This is a genomic window from Candidatus Omnitrophota bacterium (genome assembly GCA_018830005.1).
Lineage (GTDB): Bacteria > Omnitrophota > Gorgyraeia > JAHJTE01 > JAHJTE01 > JAHJTE01.
This window is the reverse complement of record JAHJTE010000001.1, coordinates 501,739-518,237: the sequence shown is the minus strand read 5'-3', so window position 1 is coordinate 518,237 and position 16,499 is coordinate 501,739. Positions and strand designations below refer to the sequence as shown.

The 16,499-nt window shown below is 38.8% G+C and carries 19 protein-coding genes; all 19 read right to left on the bottom strand.

Annotated elements, in window-relative coordinates; all coding sequences use genetic code 11:
* Window positions 1-9: 9 nt before the first annotated feature.
* A complete protein-coding gene (locus KJ593_02795) occupies window positions 10-333 on the bottom strand; it encodes a hypothetical protein (GenBank protein ID MBU2540807.1) in 324 nt (107 codons plus the stop codon).
* A gap of 14 nt (window positions 334-347) precedes the next feature.
* On the bottom strand, window positions 348-503 hold the full coding sequence (locus KJ593_02790) for a hypothetical protein (protein ID MBU2540806.1): 156 nt from the start codon (window positions 501-503) through the stop codon (window positions 348-350).
* A gap of 97 nt (window positions 504-600) precedes the next feature.
* Window positions 601-747 (bottom strand): hypothetical protein, encoded by a 147-nt coding sequence (locus KJ593_02785; protein MBU2540805.1) that lies wholly within the window; start codon window positions 745-747, stop codon window positions 601-603.
* Between the two features lie 54 nt (window positions 748-801).
* Window positions 802-1,551, bottom strand: a complete 750-nt coding sequence (locus tag KJ593_02780) for a hypothetical protein (protein MBU2540804.1) — start codon at window positions 1,549-1,551, stop codon at window positions 802-804.
* Window positions 1,548-1,838 carry a hypothetical protein gene (locus KJ593_02775; protein MBU2540803.1) on the bottom strand — a complete coding sequence of 97 codons (291 nt, stop codon included), beginning with the start codon at window positions 1,836-1,838 and terminating at the stop codon, window positions 1,548-1,550. Before KJ593_02775 ends, KJ593_02780 begins: the two co-directional genes overlap by 4 nt.
* Before the next feature lie 15 nt (window positions 1,839-1,853).
* Window positions 1,854-7,418, bottom strand: coding sequence for a hypothetical protein (locus KJ593_02770; GenBank protein MBU2540802.1), 5,565 nt, complete (start codon window positions 7,416-7,418; stop codon window positions 1,854-1,856).
* Between the two features lie 143 nt (window positions 7,419-7,561).
* Window positions 7,562-9,061: a [FeFe] hydrogenase H-cluster radical SAM maturase HydG gene (gene hydG, locus KJ593_02765; protein MBU2540801.1), complete on the bottom strand. Its 1,500-nt coding sequence runs from the start codon at window positions 9,059-9,061 to the stop codon at window positions 7,562-7,564.
* Between the two features lie 3 nt (window positions 9,062-9,064).
* Window positions 9,065-9,721, bottom strand: coding sequence for a redox-sensing transcriptional repressor Rex (locus KJ593_02760; protein ID MBU2540800.1), 657 nt, complete (start codon window positions 9,719-9,721; stop codon window positions 9,065-9,067).
* An 18-nt stretch (window positions 9,722-9,739) separates the two neighbouring features.
* The gene (locus KJ593_02755) at window positions 9,740-11,041 is read right to left on the bottom strand and encodes a HypC/HybG/HupF family hydrogenase formation chaperone (GenBank protein ID MBU2540799.1); all 1,302 of its coding nucleotides are present in this window, start codon (window positions 11,039-11,041) and stop codon (window positions 9,740-9,742) included.
* Between the two features lie 36 nt (window positions 11,042-11,077).
* Window positions 11,078-11,320 (bottom strand): hydrogenase maturation nickel metallochaperone HypA, encoded by a 243-nt coding sequence (locus KJ593_02750; GenBank protein MBU2540798.1) that lies wholly within the window; start codon window positions 11,318-11,320, stop codon window positions 11,078-11,080.
* Window positions 11,313-11,762, bottom strand: coding sequence for a hydrogenase 3 maturation endopeptidase HyCI (locus KJ593_02745; protein MBU2540797.1), 450 nt, complete (start codon window positions 11,760-11,762; stop codon window positions 11,313-11,315). The genes KJ593_02750 and KJ593_02745 overlap by 8 nt, the downstream gene beginning before the upstream one ends.
* Window positions 11,763-11,819: 57 nt before the next feature.
* A complete protein-coding gene (locus KJ593_02740; GenBank protein ID MBU2540796.1) occupies window positions 11,820-12,434 on the bottom strand; it encodes a 4Fe-4S binding protein in 615 nt (204 codons plus the stop codon).
* A gap of 2 nt (window positions 12,435-12,436) precedes the next feature.
* Window positions 12,437-12,772, bottom strand: a complete 336-nt coding sequence (mnhG, locus tag KJ593_02735) for a monovalent cation/H(+) antiporter subunit G (GenBank protein MBU2540795.1) — start codon at window positions 12,770-12,772, stop codon at window positions 12,437-12,439.
* Window positions 12,765-13,073, bottom strand: coding sequence for a cation:proton antiporter (locus tag KJ593_02730; GenBank protein ID MBU2540794.1), 309 nt, complete (start codon window positions 13,071-13,073; stop codon window positions 12,765-12,767). Before KJ593_02730 ends, mnhG begins: the two co-directional genes overlap by 8 nt.
* 98 nt (window positions 13,074-13,171) lie before the next feature.
* The gene (locus KJ593_02725; GenBank protein MBU2540793.1) at window positions 13,172-13,669 is read right to left on the bottom strand and encodes a Na+/H+ antiporter subunit E; all 498 of its coding nucleotides are present in this window, start codon (window positions 13,667-13,669) and stop codon (window positions 13,172-13,174) included.
* Window positions 13,666-15,171, bottom strand: coding sequence for a monovalent cation/H+ antiporter subunit D family protein (locus tag KJ593_02720; protein MBU2540792.1), 1,506 nt, complete (start codon window positions 15,169-15,171; stop codon window positions 13,666-13,668). The genes KJ593_02725 and KJ593_02720 overlap by 4 nt, the downstream gene beginning before the upstream one ends.
* Complete coding sequence (locus tag KJ593_02715; GenBank protein MBU2540791.1) at window positions 15,168-15,503, bottom strand: sodium:proton antiporter; 336 nt, start codon at window positions 15,501-15,503, stop codon at window positions 15,168-15,170. The genes KJ593_02720 and KJ593_02715 overlap by 4 nt, the downstream gene beginning before the upstream one ends.
* The gene (locus KJ593_02710; GenBank protein ID MBU2540790.1) at window positions 15,500-15,955 is read right to left on the bottom strand and encodes a hypothetical protein; all 456 of its coding nucleotides are present in this window, start codon (window positions 15,953-15,955) and stop codon (window positions 15,500-15,502) included. Before KJ593_02710 ends, KJ593_02715 begins: the two co-directional genes overlap by 4 nt.
* Window positions 15,948-16,496: a DUF4040 domain-containing protein gene (locus KJ593_02705; protein MBU2540789.1), complete on the bottom strand. Its 549-nt coding sequence runs from the start codon at window positions 16,494-16,496 to the stop codon at window positions 15,948-15,950. Before KJ593_02705 ends, KJ593_02710 begins: the two co-directional genes overlap by 8 nt.
* Window positions 16,497-16,499 lie beyond the last annotated feature (3 nt).

Genomic DNA, 16,499 nt, shown 5'->3' with positions numbered 1-16,499 from the left:
AACTAGTCTTTAAAATCCAAAATATCTATAAAATAAAAATGCTGATGCTCCATGAATTAAAACAAAAAGAAGAAGGCTTATTATTTTAATGTATTTATTCATCGTGCTATTAAAATAAATACTTAGCAGATTCCAGTAAATAAAAATTGCAAAATAGACAAAAGCATAGGACTTACTTATTATCCCAATCAATAAAGGAGGGCCCATCAAAAATATAAAGAGATAAAGATTTATATCTATTATTTCTTTTTGACTAAGATAAGCTAAAATTATTAGAATAATACTTACCAAAGAACCGACCAGCAATGATTTCGTTATTTTATTTTTTTTCATTGTCAATACTCCATTTATTTTAGAAATTCTAAATATGGATCTATCTTTTTCTTAAGTTCTTTATTCTCTGGTCTTTCTTTAGCGCGATTTATTATTTCTTCGACAATTTTTAGCTTATCAGAGTCTTGAGTATTAGCATCTTTTAATTTCTTATACTCTTCTTTTGTCATTTCTTGCCGCAATGTTTCGGCGACCTCTCCTCTTAATTTCTTTGGTATAGAAGGGACGGATTCTTCAATTTTGTTGCTAATTACCTTTTCAATTACTTTATTTCCAATTTGGCACTGATAAATATCCTATCGAATCCTCCTGCAAGAACCTACCGATACTTGCATCATAGTACCTCGCCCTGTAATAGTAAAGTCCACTCTCAGGATCAAGTTCTCTCCCTGTATATGTGTAAGGGTTTATCAAAGAGCCAGTCTCAGCCTTGATATTTCCGAAGGAGTCGTAAAGGTAGGTCTGGACTTATTGTACATCCAAATTCCTAATAGTGCCTTCTGTTGTATCTATCACCTGAGTTCCTTCGGGCGGCTCAAAAATAAATTCATCATCCGGTATTCGAATATTAAATTCGAAATTTCTAAAGACTTGAGACATTATTTCTTCACCCTGTTTATCATATGATGATACTTTGCGAACTACTCCATTTTCTGCATCTATAAAGACTCTGATGATATAAGGTGCCTCAGAGTCACGAGCCTTAACAAGCTTATTAGGCATGCCCTCTAAAATGCATACCTGATGACCATTAAAATTATCAGTTTTTACATAGCGAATGTTCGCCATATCTACATATGCAGAAGTTATACCATATTTTTTTTGGAACTCTCTATCAATAATCTTTAAATCTTCCCGAAATGCAATTTTTATCAATGGGATATACATCCATTTAACCTTCCCATTACTGACGAGTAAATCTTTTTTTTCTCCTTTGAATGACAAATTTGTTTCTTGTTTAGTTAAGTTTGGTTGTTTAAACTTTATCTTACCTTCTAAAGTTTGTTCTTTTTCCTTCTTTATTATCTTCATTGTAAAATCTGCCTTATAGCTTTCGATTCTTTTATGTTTTTCTGATATATCATTAAGAATTCTATCGGTTGTTAATTTACTAATATTGCTTTTACAAGAGCAAATTGGTACTATCAATATAATAGCGATTAAGATATTTAGTATGCTGTTTTTTTGCTTCTTCTTTAGGTGATAATTATCTGTCATTTTTCTTTCTCCTTAACCTCCATAGGTCTCTCGATCTCTATCTGTTTTGTCCCAGTTACTTTTATAGGACGAATATCTGTAGTGGGTTTTGTAATTGAGCCCACATCTTTATCAACTACAGCCAATACGCGCTTAGTAATCGGATCAACAACTAAAAGTGCATCCACTTCTTGTCCTTTAGGGATTGTGCCAGCAAATTCATTTACCGAATTAAATATATCACTTGCTAATCGCCAATCTGTATACCAATTCGCTATATCTTCTGCTGCACCTAAAACTCCTCCCACAGCATTTCCAAAGTCCTATCTTCTTTGAAGCCCAAATGGATCAATAAAAATTAAAGGGTTATTAAGACTGTATAAGTAGCCATTAAAGGTTTGGGGAAGCTTAGCTAGTCCAAAGAGTTGATCTTCCTGCAAGAACCTACCGATACTTGCATCATAGTACCTCGCCCTGTAATAGTAAAGTCCACTCTCAGGATCAAGTTCTCTCCCTGTGTACGTGTAAGGGTTTATCAAAGAGCCAGTCTCAGCCTTGATATTTCCAAAAGAATCATAAAGATATGTCTGGACCACTGTACCTGTATCATCAGTAAGCGCAGTGATTGACCCTAAGCCGTCTACATGATACCAGTAAGTCTGACCTCCTCTTTCTATGTTCAAGGGCTCATCAATACCTGGGCCATGAAGGTATTTGGCTTGCAGAGTATTGGTTCCATCGTATTCTGCAATAATGTCTTCATTATCATAGATATATCTAGTAATAGTACCGTTTACATTCTTCTCGATTCTTCTTCCTAAGCCGTCATATGTATATTGAACAGATGTTGAATTTGGAAAATCTATGCTGATTAACTGATTTCCCAGGTTGTAGATATAGCTTGTTGTTTCTAATGTAGACTTGTTAGTTTTGGAAATTAGGTTTCCATTATCATCATAAGTATAAGTATATTCATCATCTTCTAAGAGCCTATTGGCATCATTATAGGTATAACTTGCCGGATTGCGGTTGCCTACTGAGTCATAGGCATAGTTTTCAGCTGGATTCTCAGGTTGAGGATGAGCAGCATTAGTTAAACGATAGATGTCATCATAGGTGTAGTTGTGAGTACCGTCATTATCAGTCATGGTTAATCTATTACCAGCATTATCATAGGTATAGGAGTAAGAATCCAAGGAAACTAACCTGCTTGCTAAATCATAGGCGTAGCTGGAGCTTGTTCCGTTAGCCAAGTCTAAACCTGTTCTTCTGGAAAGCTCATCATAGTTAAAATGAGCGAGGTTTTGATCTAGGGCATCTGTGATGTCAATGAGGCGGTTGAGTGAATCATAGACGTATTTTGTAACAATAGACTCAGGATCAGTTAAGGTTAAGCGATTGGAATTCTTGTCATAGGCGTAAGAGATAATTGTTCCTGGTTGATGACCTAAATCAAGTGTAGTTGAGGCTTCTATTCTTGAGGCCAGGTCATAGGTTAAGCTTAGCGATGAATCTGGTGTAGTTAGTGAGGTAAGGTTATTTACAGAGTCATAATCATAGGTTACGTTTAAACCTGTTCCAGATTTATTAGTAAGGCGGTTTATGTCATCGTAGGCAAAGGTTATTGTATCAGCATTAAAGTCTGTAGTGGTTTCGAGGTTGCGATTTAAATCATAGGAGAAGGCTTTAGTCTTGCCTAGAGCATTGGTTATTGTTTTAAGCTGGTTAATTTCATCATAGGTGAAGGTAGTCTCTTTTAGATTAGCGTCAATTATCTTCTTGAGGTTTCCAGCCGCATCATATTGGTACTGGGTGATGTTTGTTTCTGGGTCTGTCACCTTGGTGAGGCGGTTCATATCATCATACTCAAAGGCTGTGGTGTTGTTTTCGGCATCTTGAATAGTAAGGATATTGCCAGCATTATCATAGGTAAAGGTTGTAGTCTTGCCTATTGGGTCAGTGATTGTTTTAAGGTTGTAGGTGTCAGTATAGTAGGTAAAGGTAGTTTGATTCTCTACTGCAGTAGCAAAACCAGAGATTATCTTGGTTACTAACCCCCTGCTATCATATTCCATCTTAGTAATATTAGCTTGGGCATCAGCAATCTGAATGGGATTTCCATTTTCATCATAATCAATATTTGTAGTGTTGTTTTCTGGGTCTGTGATGGATGTTATCTGATTAAAGTCTGGCTCATAAGTAAAGGCGGTAGTAGCTGAGATTGAGTCTTCAGTTGAGGTTAGGAGATTACCTCTTCCATCATAGGACATAGTGACTGTTGAGGTATTAGGTCTTGTAATCTTTGTGGGATTGTTGTTGCCGTCTCTTTCTATTGTAGTTGTCTGATCCAAGGCATCTGTAATCTGGCTGTAGGCGCCAAATTTAGATGTTTGAGAGACTATGGAATAGTCTTTGCCGTCAATTATAGTCTCAACTATATCCTGGGGCCTTACAACTGGAGCTGGATTATCAGGGGTTCCTACTCCTGCGGGCAAGTCGTTTATCAGGCCCTGGACGTCTGAAGGGAAGAATTGAATTGTCTCCTGAGGCGTATTGGGAAAAAGCATTCTCTCTACTCTTCCATAGTCATCATACTCATAAGAAGTTGTATATGAGCGTTCGTTAGTTTCAGAGGTTAAGAGGTGGTCAGTATAAATAAAGGATTTAGTGGTTGTATCAGGGTTAATTATTTCTATTAAATCATTGTTTTCGTCAATAGTAAACTGAGTAATTCTTGCTGCTGGGTCAGTTATTGATTCTAGTTTGCCTTGGGGTGTATAGCTAAGCTGATATTTTCCTCCTTTGGGAAGAGTAATCCGACTTAATTCTTCGGTTATGCCGTCAGAGTTTGCGTCTATGTAGAGATAGGCCGTACTATTTCCATTGCGGTCAACTATAGAGGCCTGCAAACCATGGGCATTAAAGTTTACTTTAGTGTCATCTTTAAGCCTTCGGGTAAAAGTGTTATCATTATTTTCTCTAAGGACTGAATAATCTCCTTCCGGAGAACGAAATATATTCGTAGGAGTAATAGCTATTCCCTGAATAGCACCTGAGAGTGGAATTCTTTCTACTATTTCATTTGAACTTGTATTAATGATAGCGACCTGGTTAGAATCCTCATTCGAATTTGTTGTCAAGGGACCTTCTGTTGACATAGTAATAATTGGTCCCTCTAATACATAAAGGGAATCATCATCCTGGCTTAAAGCCAAAATAAAAGAAGCCATACCACCTTCGTCAATGGTCTTAACTATTTCATTGGTTCGGATATCTATAACTGAGATTGTTCTTGAAATCATATTTGTTACATAGCCAAAGTAGCCATTTTTCTGTATGGCGATATCACCAGGTTCTCCACCAATAGTTACAGTATCCAAAACAGTTAAATAACTGGGATTTAAAGGGTCGATGTCAATAACATCAACCGTTCCTGCGTAATTCTCAACTACATAAGCACTTTTTTCAGACGGTGACAAGGCAAGGCCAAAAGGACCACTAAACATTGGCAATTCTAACTCGTCCACAACTTGTTTTGTGTTTGTATCAATAACAATAAAAAGGTCAGAATCCGGACATGTGGCATAACAAAAAGTGCCATTAGAATTAAACTTCATGTCAAGGACATAATCTGGAGTAGTTATTGTATCTACTACAGTATGGTAAGTTGGGCTTCCCTTCTGGATGTCAAAAATAATGATTCCAGGCGAAAAGCCTGAAACATAAGCATATTTTCCATCCGGGGTAATACTAATACTGCCCCATGGATCGCCAGGAATATCTATCAGGATCTTATCAATAACTTCGTTTATGCTGGTATCTATAACTGATAGATACGCGGAAGTAGCTTCTGCTGCAATTAGATAGGCACGCGTTCCATCAGGTGTAATAGCTATGTCATAAGAAGCCTCATTGAGTAAGACTTCATCAATCAAGGAATTGGTCTTTGCGTTTATGACTGAAACATCCCAGAGTTCGTTAGTCACATAAATAAAGGCTGCGTTCATAAATACAGCACTTGAACCATCTCCTTTCATAAGAAGCATGTCGCCATCAGGGTCATGATAAAGCCTATCTAATCCCTTCAGAGTCCAACCAGTACCAAAAGGACTATTTCTTTGATTGTTTATAATTAGTCTCCTGTCTATATCAGAAGTTATAGGAACAGGCTCTATTGCTGGTATCCCAGTATCAGCTATTGGATCACCAGCAAAACTATCCGTAGTCCAATAAGTTAAATCAGCGTAATCATTGCTTATCTTTATTGTGTAAGGATAGCTTCCAGTGGACAAATATTCACCTGCAGGAGTCTTACCATCAAACAAATAGGCATACCGCACATCCCCCTCTACTCCTTGGTATGTTGCCTGGGCAATCTTGCCAGCAAAATCTACGCTAAAAGTAGAAGTATAAGGTATATCTGTAGTCCCGGTATCAAGATTTGTTTCGATAGAAATAAATTCTGAAGGGCTGGCTGTATTTGAATTATAGTTAAATACTAATGAGCTCTCTTTACCTAATCTTTTTATAGCAGGAAGAGTATGCTCAATATTTAAAGCGCCGGAGCGGACACTTACACCAGGATCTTCTGCCTCTTCATCTTTCTTAACAGTTTCTTTTACAGCATTTTTTCTCACAACTGTCCGTCTAGTGCGAGTCCTGCGTCTCACTGGCAAATTCAAATCCCAGGATGAAAAGCTGGTAATCTCAAATTCCAACCAGGCTCCATCGGTCGAGACATAGCCCATAAGACCTGTATCTTCCCATTGGTGCGTTTCTTCATTATAGACTCCTCCCGGAACTGGTGTTCCAGGAGCGAAGCCTAACGTATTGGCCACACGCATGGTTACAGGCTGTTGAAATGTAGTAACCTTTCTCCTGGTAATTGTGGTTTCTGTTTCTAGATTAAGGGCATAGGTAAAAAATGAGGTTTCAGGTAACTCATCTGGTAGGGTCTTGCCTTTTTGGTATTGGGTGGTGTTTATGTCTGTGGGTTCTTCTACTGCGCCTTCAGGGAAAATAAGCTCTATCTCTCCAGTAGAATTAATATGCGTTCCACCTTCAGGAGGAATAGTGGTTACAACTGGGTCTAAGGGTGTGAGATAAATAGAGGCTACAGCTGAATGTCTGCTGGCTACTACTTCCACTGTTCTCTGAGCAGAGGTAAAGTCACCTTTTGTAATGTCAATGGTTACGGTAAGTTTGCCTGATTCTGGGAAAAGTGTTTGGAAGGAAAAGGAGAATTTTCCATCTATATCAGAGGTAGCACTTCCAGGAAAGTCTGGTGAAGTAACTACAGCATCTTGCAGAGGGATTTCAGTATCTGCAGTATAGACTATAGCATCAATAAAGCTTATAGGCTCTACAATGTCTATAGTCTCTGTATTACTCCAGCCAGTAGTAGCAATCGTATCGCAGGTCGTACCAGCATAAGCTTGATTTGCAGAAAAATACTGCTTCAGCCAGGAAAAGATCTTTTGTAAAAAGTTCTCTCCTTTAGTTATGCCTTTTGAAGCAGGAAGAACAGCTTTGACGCGGTAATAATAAGTACCTGTGGTTCCTTTGTCAACAAAGAATTGAGAAGCGCTCGAGCTATAACTAACAGGGTTGCTAAACTGGGGGTTATCTGCTTCTTCTAGCTTATAGGCCTCTGCACAATCTGCATCAGTCCAATCTAGTAGGTAAGCTGCATCAAAATTAGGGTCTATTGGTTTATTTAAATGAGGTGGTTGGGATGTTGGCTCTGGAGATACCTTAGGTAACTCTGGCATATCTCTAGTGGGAGCGTCTTTACAAAAAGCAAGTTTAGTAAACAAGGGGCCATGAGAAAGAAAAAAGCCTAAAACTAAGATACTGACTAATAGCGACTTAAAAACATAATTCTTCATCCTGATAGCTCCTTTTAACTCATTACTTTATGTCTTATTTTACGGAAAAATAATTCCCAGTTCAAAGGTAGGATGTTAATAATCCTATCATAAAAGAAAAATAAAAGCAATAAATTTGACATTAGGGAAAATTATCAATAAGCTTAGAAATAGAGATCCCTCTCTCCCTGCTTAATCCTTTCGTAATATTGGATGAGCCTAGAATAATCTAAGGGCATCCTAGACTTAACCTCGTCTAATTCTTTCTTAAGAATTTTCTCACCTAGTTGTTTTGTTTGAGGGCTTGCAAAATCATCGAGCCATTCTCTAAACGTAAGTATTGCATTTAATTTACAGAATTCCCCTTCCTTGCCTGTTCTAAGAAGCTGCATAATACATTTTCCAGTCCTGCCACAGCGATAACCAGCAGTACAGAAAGAAGTAATATAACCCATCTGAAGTAATTCCCTTGTTACCTCATCTAAATCTCTGGTATCACCCAAGAAAAACTGCTGTCTTGCCCCTTCTTGTTTAGACTCACGATCGCTATAAGCGCCTATGCCTATCCTTGTAGAGGCATCTGTCTGGGTACAACCTAAAGGAAGAACCTTTTTTCTTATCTGTGCACTTTCCCGAGCAGTAAGGATCATGCCTGTATAAGGAACAGCTAGTCTTATTACAGTAACCAATTTCTCGAAATCTTCATCGCTGACCTTATAAGGCGATATCTTAGTAAAAGATGGGGTATTGGCAGCTGCTTCAACTCGGGGGAAAGAAATAGTATGAGGACCTACTGCGAATTTTTGCTCAAGTTCGCGCGCATGAGAAAGGAGCGCTAAGACTTCGAATTTCCAGTTATATAAGCCAAAGAGGACACCGATACCTATATCATCAATACCTGCCTCAAGCGCCCGATGCATGCAATACAATCTCCATTTATAATCTGCCTTTATCGTCCCTTTGGGATGAAACTTCTCGTAAGTTTCATAATGGTAGGTCTCCTGAAACACCTGATAGGTTCCTATTCCCAATCCATGTAAAACCCCTAAATCTTCTATGGATAATGGTGCGGCATTAACATTAACCCTGCGTATTTGGCCGCAACCATTCTTTGTCTTTACCTTGACCCCGTAAATTGTTCCTATTGTAGAAGCCATATAATCTATATCTGTTTTTGGATGTTCTCCATAAACAACTATTAAGCGTTTATGTCCAATCTCTCCTGCCAATGCCTCTGTTTCCCTGCGCACCTCATCTAGCTTGAGCGATCTTCTTCTTATTATCGAATTGTCTTCTCTAAAAGCACAATAAAGACAATTATTTACGCAGAGATTACTAAGATATAAAGGCGCAAAGGTAACAATTCTGTTATCGTAAACCTTTCTCTTAACTTGAGCCGCAGTCTGCCTCATCTCCTCCCATAACGAGCTATCCTTAACATTCAATAGGGCTGCGGCCTCATCAAGGGTCAGGGTTTTAACCTCTAATGATTTCTTAAGGATATCCTTGATTCTTGCAGGAGAGGCTTCAATATTAGTAATCAATGCCTGATTTATTAAACCTTCATTAATAAAACTCTCACCCTTACTCAAATATTTTTCAATTTGGTCTTTTTTTATCCTATTGCCTATCCAGGAATCTTTTTTTACTGTCTCTAAGAGCATCTATTACCTCTTAAGGGTGCGTTTACGCTTTGCAAAAAATATCAAACTCTCCAACTCACAGGCCATATCAACATTTGAGACCGAGACATATTCAGGGACTTTAAGGATGCTGGGTGCAAAATTTAAAATTCCTTTTATCCCTGCATCCACCAACTCATCAGCGACATCCTGCGCTGCCTCAGGCGGGGTTGAAATTATTGCTATTTTAATATCATTATTTTTTATAATATTCTTCATATCTTTTATATGCAGGATTTCTACTCCCTTTTTTGTTTTCCCCGTTTTCTCTTCGTCAACATCAAAGCAAAAGCTTATTTTGATGTTGAATTTAGAAAAGCCTTCAAAGCTTAAAAGGGCGCTTCCTAATCTTCCCACACCTACCATAATAATCTTCCATTCCTTATTTACTCCTAATATATTCTCGATCTCCAGTATCAATTTTTCCACGTTATAGCCAACGCCTCTTTTGCCAAAACCTCCAAAGTATGACAAATCCTTTCTGAACTGAACAGGCGTTACATTAAGAAACTGACTTATCTTATCAGAGGAAATAACATCAACATTGCGCTCCTTGGCCCTCTTTAAATTTCTCAAGTATAGACTCAGACGTTTAATTGTCTCAAGAGAAAAGCTGGCCTTTGACTTTGTTTTAACTTTCATAGTTTTTATCAATTGCTATTAATTCACGCCTAAATCCGTAGGGGCCCTGCCAAGAGATTGCAGAAGTGCTATTGTCTCTTTAATCTGAGTCGTTATTTCTTCTTTATCGTAGGCCCTATTAGGATAAATTGAATACTGTTTTCTATATTTAATAGGGGTTACATTAAGCATTACTGAATTTGCGCCTGCAAGAAGCCCATGCCTACGGGCATCAGGACAAAGTGTCTCGAAAGCAGTAGTTACTAAGATCTTGCTCTTTTCTGGATCGATAAGTCTAGTTAATGCCAGGGCCTTCAATACATCATCTTCATTAGGAGGAGAGTTAGAAGCTAATGGCGTCTCTGGATGCGGCAGAAAAGGACCAAAGGAATACATCTCAGCTTGTAACTCCTTAGCCAGATATATATCGTTTATAATATCTTCTCTGGTCTGATCCGGCAATCCAATAAGTCCACCGGTCATAATCAAATAACCGATTTGCCCTGCCTTTTTAATGTGGTCTAAGCGCGTATTCAAGCTCCTGCCAGGATGCAGTCTTTCATAGATCTTTGGATTTGAAGTCTCAAAACGCATCAAGATTGCCCTTGCCCCAGCCTTATAAAGCTTTTCTAATCCATCAATACCTATCTCGCCAAAACTTATACAGATAAGAACGCCTGCCTTTGCCTTTATTTCCGCAACTATATCAGCAAGCCTATCAGCAGTATAGAATGCATCTTCGCCGCTCTGTAGTAGGATGGCCTTAAATCCAAATTCCTCTATTGCCAGGAGGGCTGAATCAACTATTTCTTTATGAGTCATTCTATACCGGCCAAGAGCCTTGTTATGAGTCGATATACCACAATACATGCAACCCTGCGTGCAATAATTTGAAATCTCAATTATCCCATGTACACAGCAGGAATTCTTAATGTATTTTTGACGAAGGAAATTAGCGGTCTTATAAATCAGTTCAATCCCAGAACGGCTTTCTGTATTGAATAGATACAGTAAATCCTCTAAAGACAGGCTTTTGTTTTCTAAAGCATTATCCAGTATTGAAGAAAGTCTCTTATCTATCCCTTTATTTTTAAGATCTAATCTGGAAAGGCGTAAATCTATTTGCTTAAGCTCGAAAAAAAGCTCCTGCCAGGCCGAGAGAGTGCTCTCTGCCTCGGAAGGAGAAACCTTTTTTATTACAAAACCTCCCTGGGCACAGACATAGTCACCTATACGAACATCGTAAAATTCGTTAATCGCTTTTCTTGTCTCGCCAAAATAGTCAACCAGCACTGATTTTTCGCCTATTTCCTTTACCTTTCCGGGAATTGCATAACACATTGTTTATCTTTCTCTTATATGTAGATTGGTAAAATTCTATTCCACATCAAAGGATACAACCTCTATCCTGGAGCCTGGGAAAAATACAATCTCTAATTTAGCGCCATCAAGCATAGTCCCTTTTGACAGAAGAGAGAATGTTGCCTTAAACGAATCCTCATTTAGGCAATTCAGCTCTCCAATCTTTAGAATTAGCTTGGATACTTTTTTGGCCCCTTCTTTTTTTGCGTGCTCTGATATTCCTTTGATTATCGGCTCAATCAAATGTGACTCATGCATGTTCTGCCTCTCTTATTAAACCCACTATTTCTTCCAGGGCTCCTTTAACGCTCTCAGATAACCCCTCGCCAAAAGAAACATCCTCTGGTTGAATACCCAGCATATATATATCTGCCCCTGTTTCTTTTTTTAGATAGTCAAGGAACATTCTAGGTGAAATATCATGCGTAGTTAAACCACCTTTTACTATCTCAGATGACTTCAAAATGTCATAGTTTCCTGGTTCAAGCCCCAAATGCACAGCGTCAGCGATTAATATCGTATCAGGCTTCTCTTTTGCAATTTTGCCAGCGTAACCTTCAAGAGAGGAACCTGCATCAATACATACTACACTTGTATTTGCTTTTAGCTTATCAATCAGAACAGGACCAAAGCCATCATCTCTACGCAAGATATTACCGACACCCACAACAACAACCTTTCCTTTGAAAATATCTTTCATTTGCATAGATAATGCCTCAGGCTATGCGATTTTTTGCCTTTAAACTATTTATTATTTTTACTCTTTCGTAGTCAGGGTAGTTTCTCTCCTGCAGGCGGCACAGAGAATTTTTACTCGGTCAGAACGTCCTTGGTCTTTCAATACAGAAGTAATGTTTTCATCAACTATTCCAAGGTTTTTAAGATGGGTAAGATAAAGTGTGGGGCTTGAAAAACTGAGTTCTCCTATCCTTTCGGCAATCCAGGCCAGGTGCTTTTTGCAGGCAATAGGTTTAGCGCAGATTTCGCAAACCTGCAACTCTCTTTCTATTTTCTCTTCGGCCTTACTCCTATCAAAGAATGAAAGCTCCCAATCATTGGATAACTTTATACCTTCATGATCAGCAATACAAGCTGCCTCACACTGACCACAGAATATACATGTATCTGTATAATGACTTATAATTCGCTTATGCTTACCATCTGTCGCATCTACGTCACTATGAGCAATCGCTCCCACCGGACAGACCTCTTCGCAGGCAAGACAGCCAACACATTTTTTATCGTCAAACTTCGGCTGTCCTCTGAAATTCGGATGTGGTTGATGCGGCTGTTTTGGAAATTTTGACGTATAAGGTCCTTTAATAAGCGCCTTTATTGCCTCAATCAACTCTCTAATTTTAGGATATTTCATCTCTAGACCTCGCCCTCTTTATCTTGGGCGTATTTATCAACAACGCTCTTATCCCAAAGCTTGACACCTGAGCGATGCGCACCTCTGGCTATGGCATGCGCTGCCACAGGAGAGGTTAAGATAAGGAATATTATACATAAAAGTGATTTCATTCCTGCAGCAGTAAATCCAACAATGAGAAATGTCCCAAACAGTATACTACAGGTGCCTAGGGTAACACATTTTGTGGCAGCCTGCAGACGATTATATACATCCGGAAGCCGTACAAGCCCAAGGCATCCCAATAGATCAAACATTAGACCAACCGTTATAAATATCAGTCCTATTATGTTATTCATCAAAGCCTCTTCCTTCCAAGTATTTGGAAAGTGCTAACGTGCTTATAAAACTCTGAAGCGCCCAAGCTATACCAATATCAATATACCAGAGGCGACCTGTTGCTATAGTCAATAATGAACAGAATCCTACAATCATGATACCCAAGATATCTATGGCAACAATCCTGTCAGCTCCGGTTGGGCCTCGATAGATACGGTAAAGACATAGGAAACAGGCCAATATAATTATGTAAAGCGCTCTACACAGAAACTCAACGTAGATAAGCCCGGCTTGAAAAAGACAGGGCATAGGCCGAATCATTATCAGGACCAAAATGGCTGTCAAGATAATTGCGCCTATAATCCATTTGACTATCTTTAACCTGTTAGAATCTTTCATTATTGCTCCAAAATCTTATCCTAATCAAAAATTTTCGCCAGCATCTTTTCAAAACGTCCCACAATACGCTTTGTGGCAGATTCGATATCCTCTGTCTCTACGTTAATCCAATGCACATACAAAATTCCATTATCTCTATCAATATCAACGCTTAGAGTACCAGGTGTAAGCGTTATCGAATTAGCCAAAAATGTCAAGGCTGTATCTGACTTCAAACTGGTCTTTACTTTCACAATCCCAGGATTTATAGGCAGATTTGGATGTATAACCCTATAGGCGACATCTATATTGGCCTTAATTATTTCCCATAAGAATATGGGCAGATAATTAAAGAAAAAGTAATAATAACGTAGGCGATGTTTTAATTTTCCCGGCGTCTGGATAAATAAATCACCTGTCAGATAAGCCACAAGGCCGGAAACAAAAACGCCTGTAACAAGATGCTGCCAGTCTGGCACCCAGTTCAAAAAGGACCAAGTCACAAACGCTACTATAAATAAAATTATCCTGCTCTTCATCGTATATTCCTTAAAACCATTGCCGCATATCCAGTGCCATTTAAAAGAACATCTGTTGACATAGTAAGAAAAGACCCGGCTTCGCCGGAAATAAGCAAGAGTCCTCCTGCTAAACATATAAATGCCAATACACCCATAGACAACTTCATAAAAAACGGTACCTCTTTTATCCTGTTCAATCTTTCCTTTAATTTGCCAAAGAATGCGTATTTCAGGACCTTAGTATACATTGCCAAGGTCAATATACTCACCAAAACAGCCCAAAATGCATATCCATATCTCTGCGCCTGTACTGCTGCAATTATAATAAGTAGTTTACTCCAGAATCCATTAAAAGGTGGAACGCCTGCAATGGACATAGATCCTATGAGACTCGTTGCATTCGTAAAAGGCATTCTCTTGGAAAGCCCTCCCATCTTCTGCAAATCGCGTGTGCCTGTTGAATATTCTAGGGCTCCGGAATTCAAAAAGAGCAGTGACTTAAATATAGAATGGTTAAAAAGGTGAAACAATCCACCCAATATACCTAATGGCGTTCCCAGGCCAATACCCAGAACAATATAGCCTATCTGGCTTATAGATGAATATGCCAGGAGTCGTTTGAAATCCCATTGGCCAATAGCCAAATAGCCGCCAATAACCATAGACAGTGTTCCTAAAAACATTAATATTGAAGATATGGCAGGGCTTATACCAATTACATTGTAGAATATTCTACATAAGGCATAGATGCCAAGTGATTTTATTAATACGCCAGAGAGCATAGCAGATATTGGTGCGGGTGCAGAAGGATGGGCATCTGGCAGCCAGGCATGGAAAGGAACGAGTGCTGCCTTCAAGCCGAATCCCATAATAAAGAGAACGCTTACCAAAAGGGTAATATTACCTGTTCCTTTTAGCATCAAGATTCTTGACATATCCGCCATATTCAGTGTAGAAGTATAACTGTATAAAAATGCTATACCCAAAAGAATAAAAAGCGAAGCTACCGTACCCATAACAGCATATTTAAACGCTGCCTCAAGTTCATGGCGCTCTGTTCCGAATGCAACCAAGGCATAGCTTGCCACAGAGGCAATCTCTAAAAATACAAAAAGATTAAATATGTCTCCGCTTATAATCACACCGTTCATCCCGCCTAGCATCAAAAGAAACAATGTATAAAATTTCCATTTAGCGGTGAATCTTTCCATGTAATTTATTGAATAAACCGTAACACAGCATGCAATCAAATTTACAGTCACAAGCATAAATGAGGCCAATCCATCTAAAACCATTCCTATGCCTATAGGCGGCAGCCAAGAACCAACATTATAGGTAAGTATTCCAAATGTACTACAAAGGCGCACGCTAAACAAAGACAGACCACACAAAAGGAGCGTTGTTATTACACCAAAACAATCCGGCAGCCATTTTATTCTTTTGCCGAGAAGCGAGATTAGAAACGCGCCTCCTAATGGAATAGCGACAAAAAGCGGTATTATACTCTCTAACTGCATCATCCCCTAAGCTCCCTTATCTTTGTTATATCAAATGTCCCGTATTTCTCATAAATTCTCATAGCAATAGCTACTAATAATGCAGTGGTCGCAAGTCCAATTACAATCGCTGTCAACACCAATGCCTGCGGTAAGGGATCAACCATATTTGTTATGTTCACATCAGGTGAAAAGAGCGGAGCGCGGCCATTCATCCTAAAGGCTATCAATATAAAAAATAGGTTTACTGCATATTCGGCTATGACGATGCCAATAATAATCTTAATAATATTGCGTTTCCTTAATATGCAATAAAGTCCGACTGAGAATAGACAAAGACAGAGTAAATAAATCATTCTTTATCCTTTTTGGAATCCAATTTTAACAATACGAGTGCAACGAAAATTGCAAAAAGACCTGCACCTACTTTTAGGCTTATGGCTATATTGCTTAAAGGAATCGTGCCAGCGCTAAATAGCCTGAAAGGCTCTCCTTTAGGTAAAAAGTTTAGGAAAAAGTAACCACCGCTAAATCCAAGTAGAGCAATAGCCAAAAACAATATTGCACCCGTACTCTCAAAAATTGAGGCAGCTGATTTGGACAATCGCTTGAAGGCCTCTTCCTTTCCATAAGCAAGCATAAGATGAATAAAGCTCAATGCCACGATAACGCCTCCGGCAAATCCGCCTCCTGGCGATACATGGCCATGCGAAATAATATAGATACCGTAAAGGAGTATCAGTCCTACTGTCAGACGCGTAATCGTCTTTACAATCAGAGTCATGCCTTTATCGTGTTCTCTACTCATCCTCTTCCCTAATTATTTGTTTTTCTTTCTTTCTGCCGACGCCGCGCACAATCGCCAAAACACCCACTACAGCTGTAAATAATATTGTGGCCTCACCCAAAGTATCATAGGCCCTAAAATCAAGTATTACAGAAGCAACGAGATTACTGGCACCTGTCTTATTCAGTCCTTGTGACAAATATGTTTTTGCAACCCGCATTATCGGAAAACCAAATTCTGGTATATCCTTTAAGCATTTGTGAGCCAACATCAGAAATACTGCAATAAAACAGACTGTAATAAGTGTATTAAAAAACCACCTGCCTGTAGTTGAAAAAGGAATATCCCTCTTCAATGTCGCCCTTATCAGGATAATAAGGCACAATATCTCAACAACAAGCTGTGTAATGGCTACATCAGGTGCCTTGAGTATCAAAAAAACTATTGAAAGCCCTAAGCCTACAGCACCAACTGCAATTACCGAAGAAAGAAGATCCTCTACTTCAACGGCGATTATCGCAGCGATAATCATAAATATTAATAACAAGTACAGCTCTGCCATCTA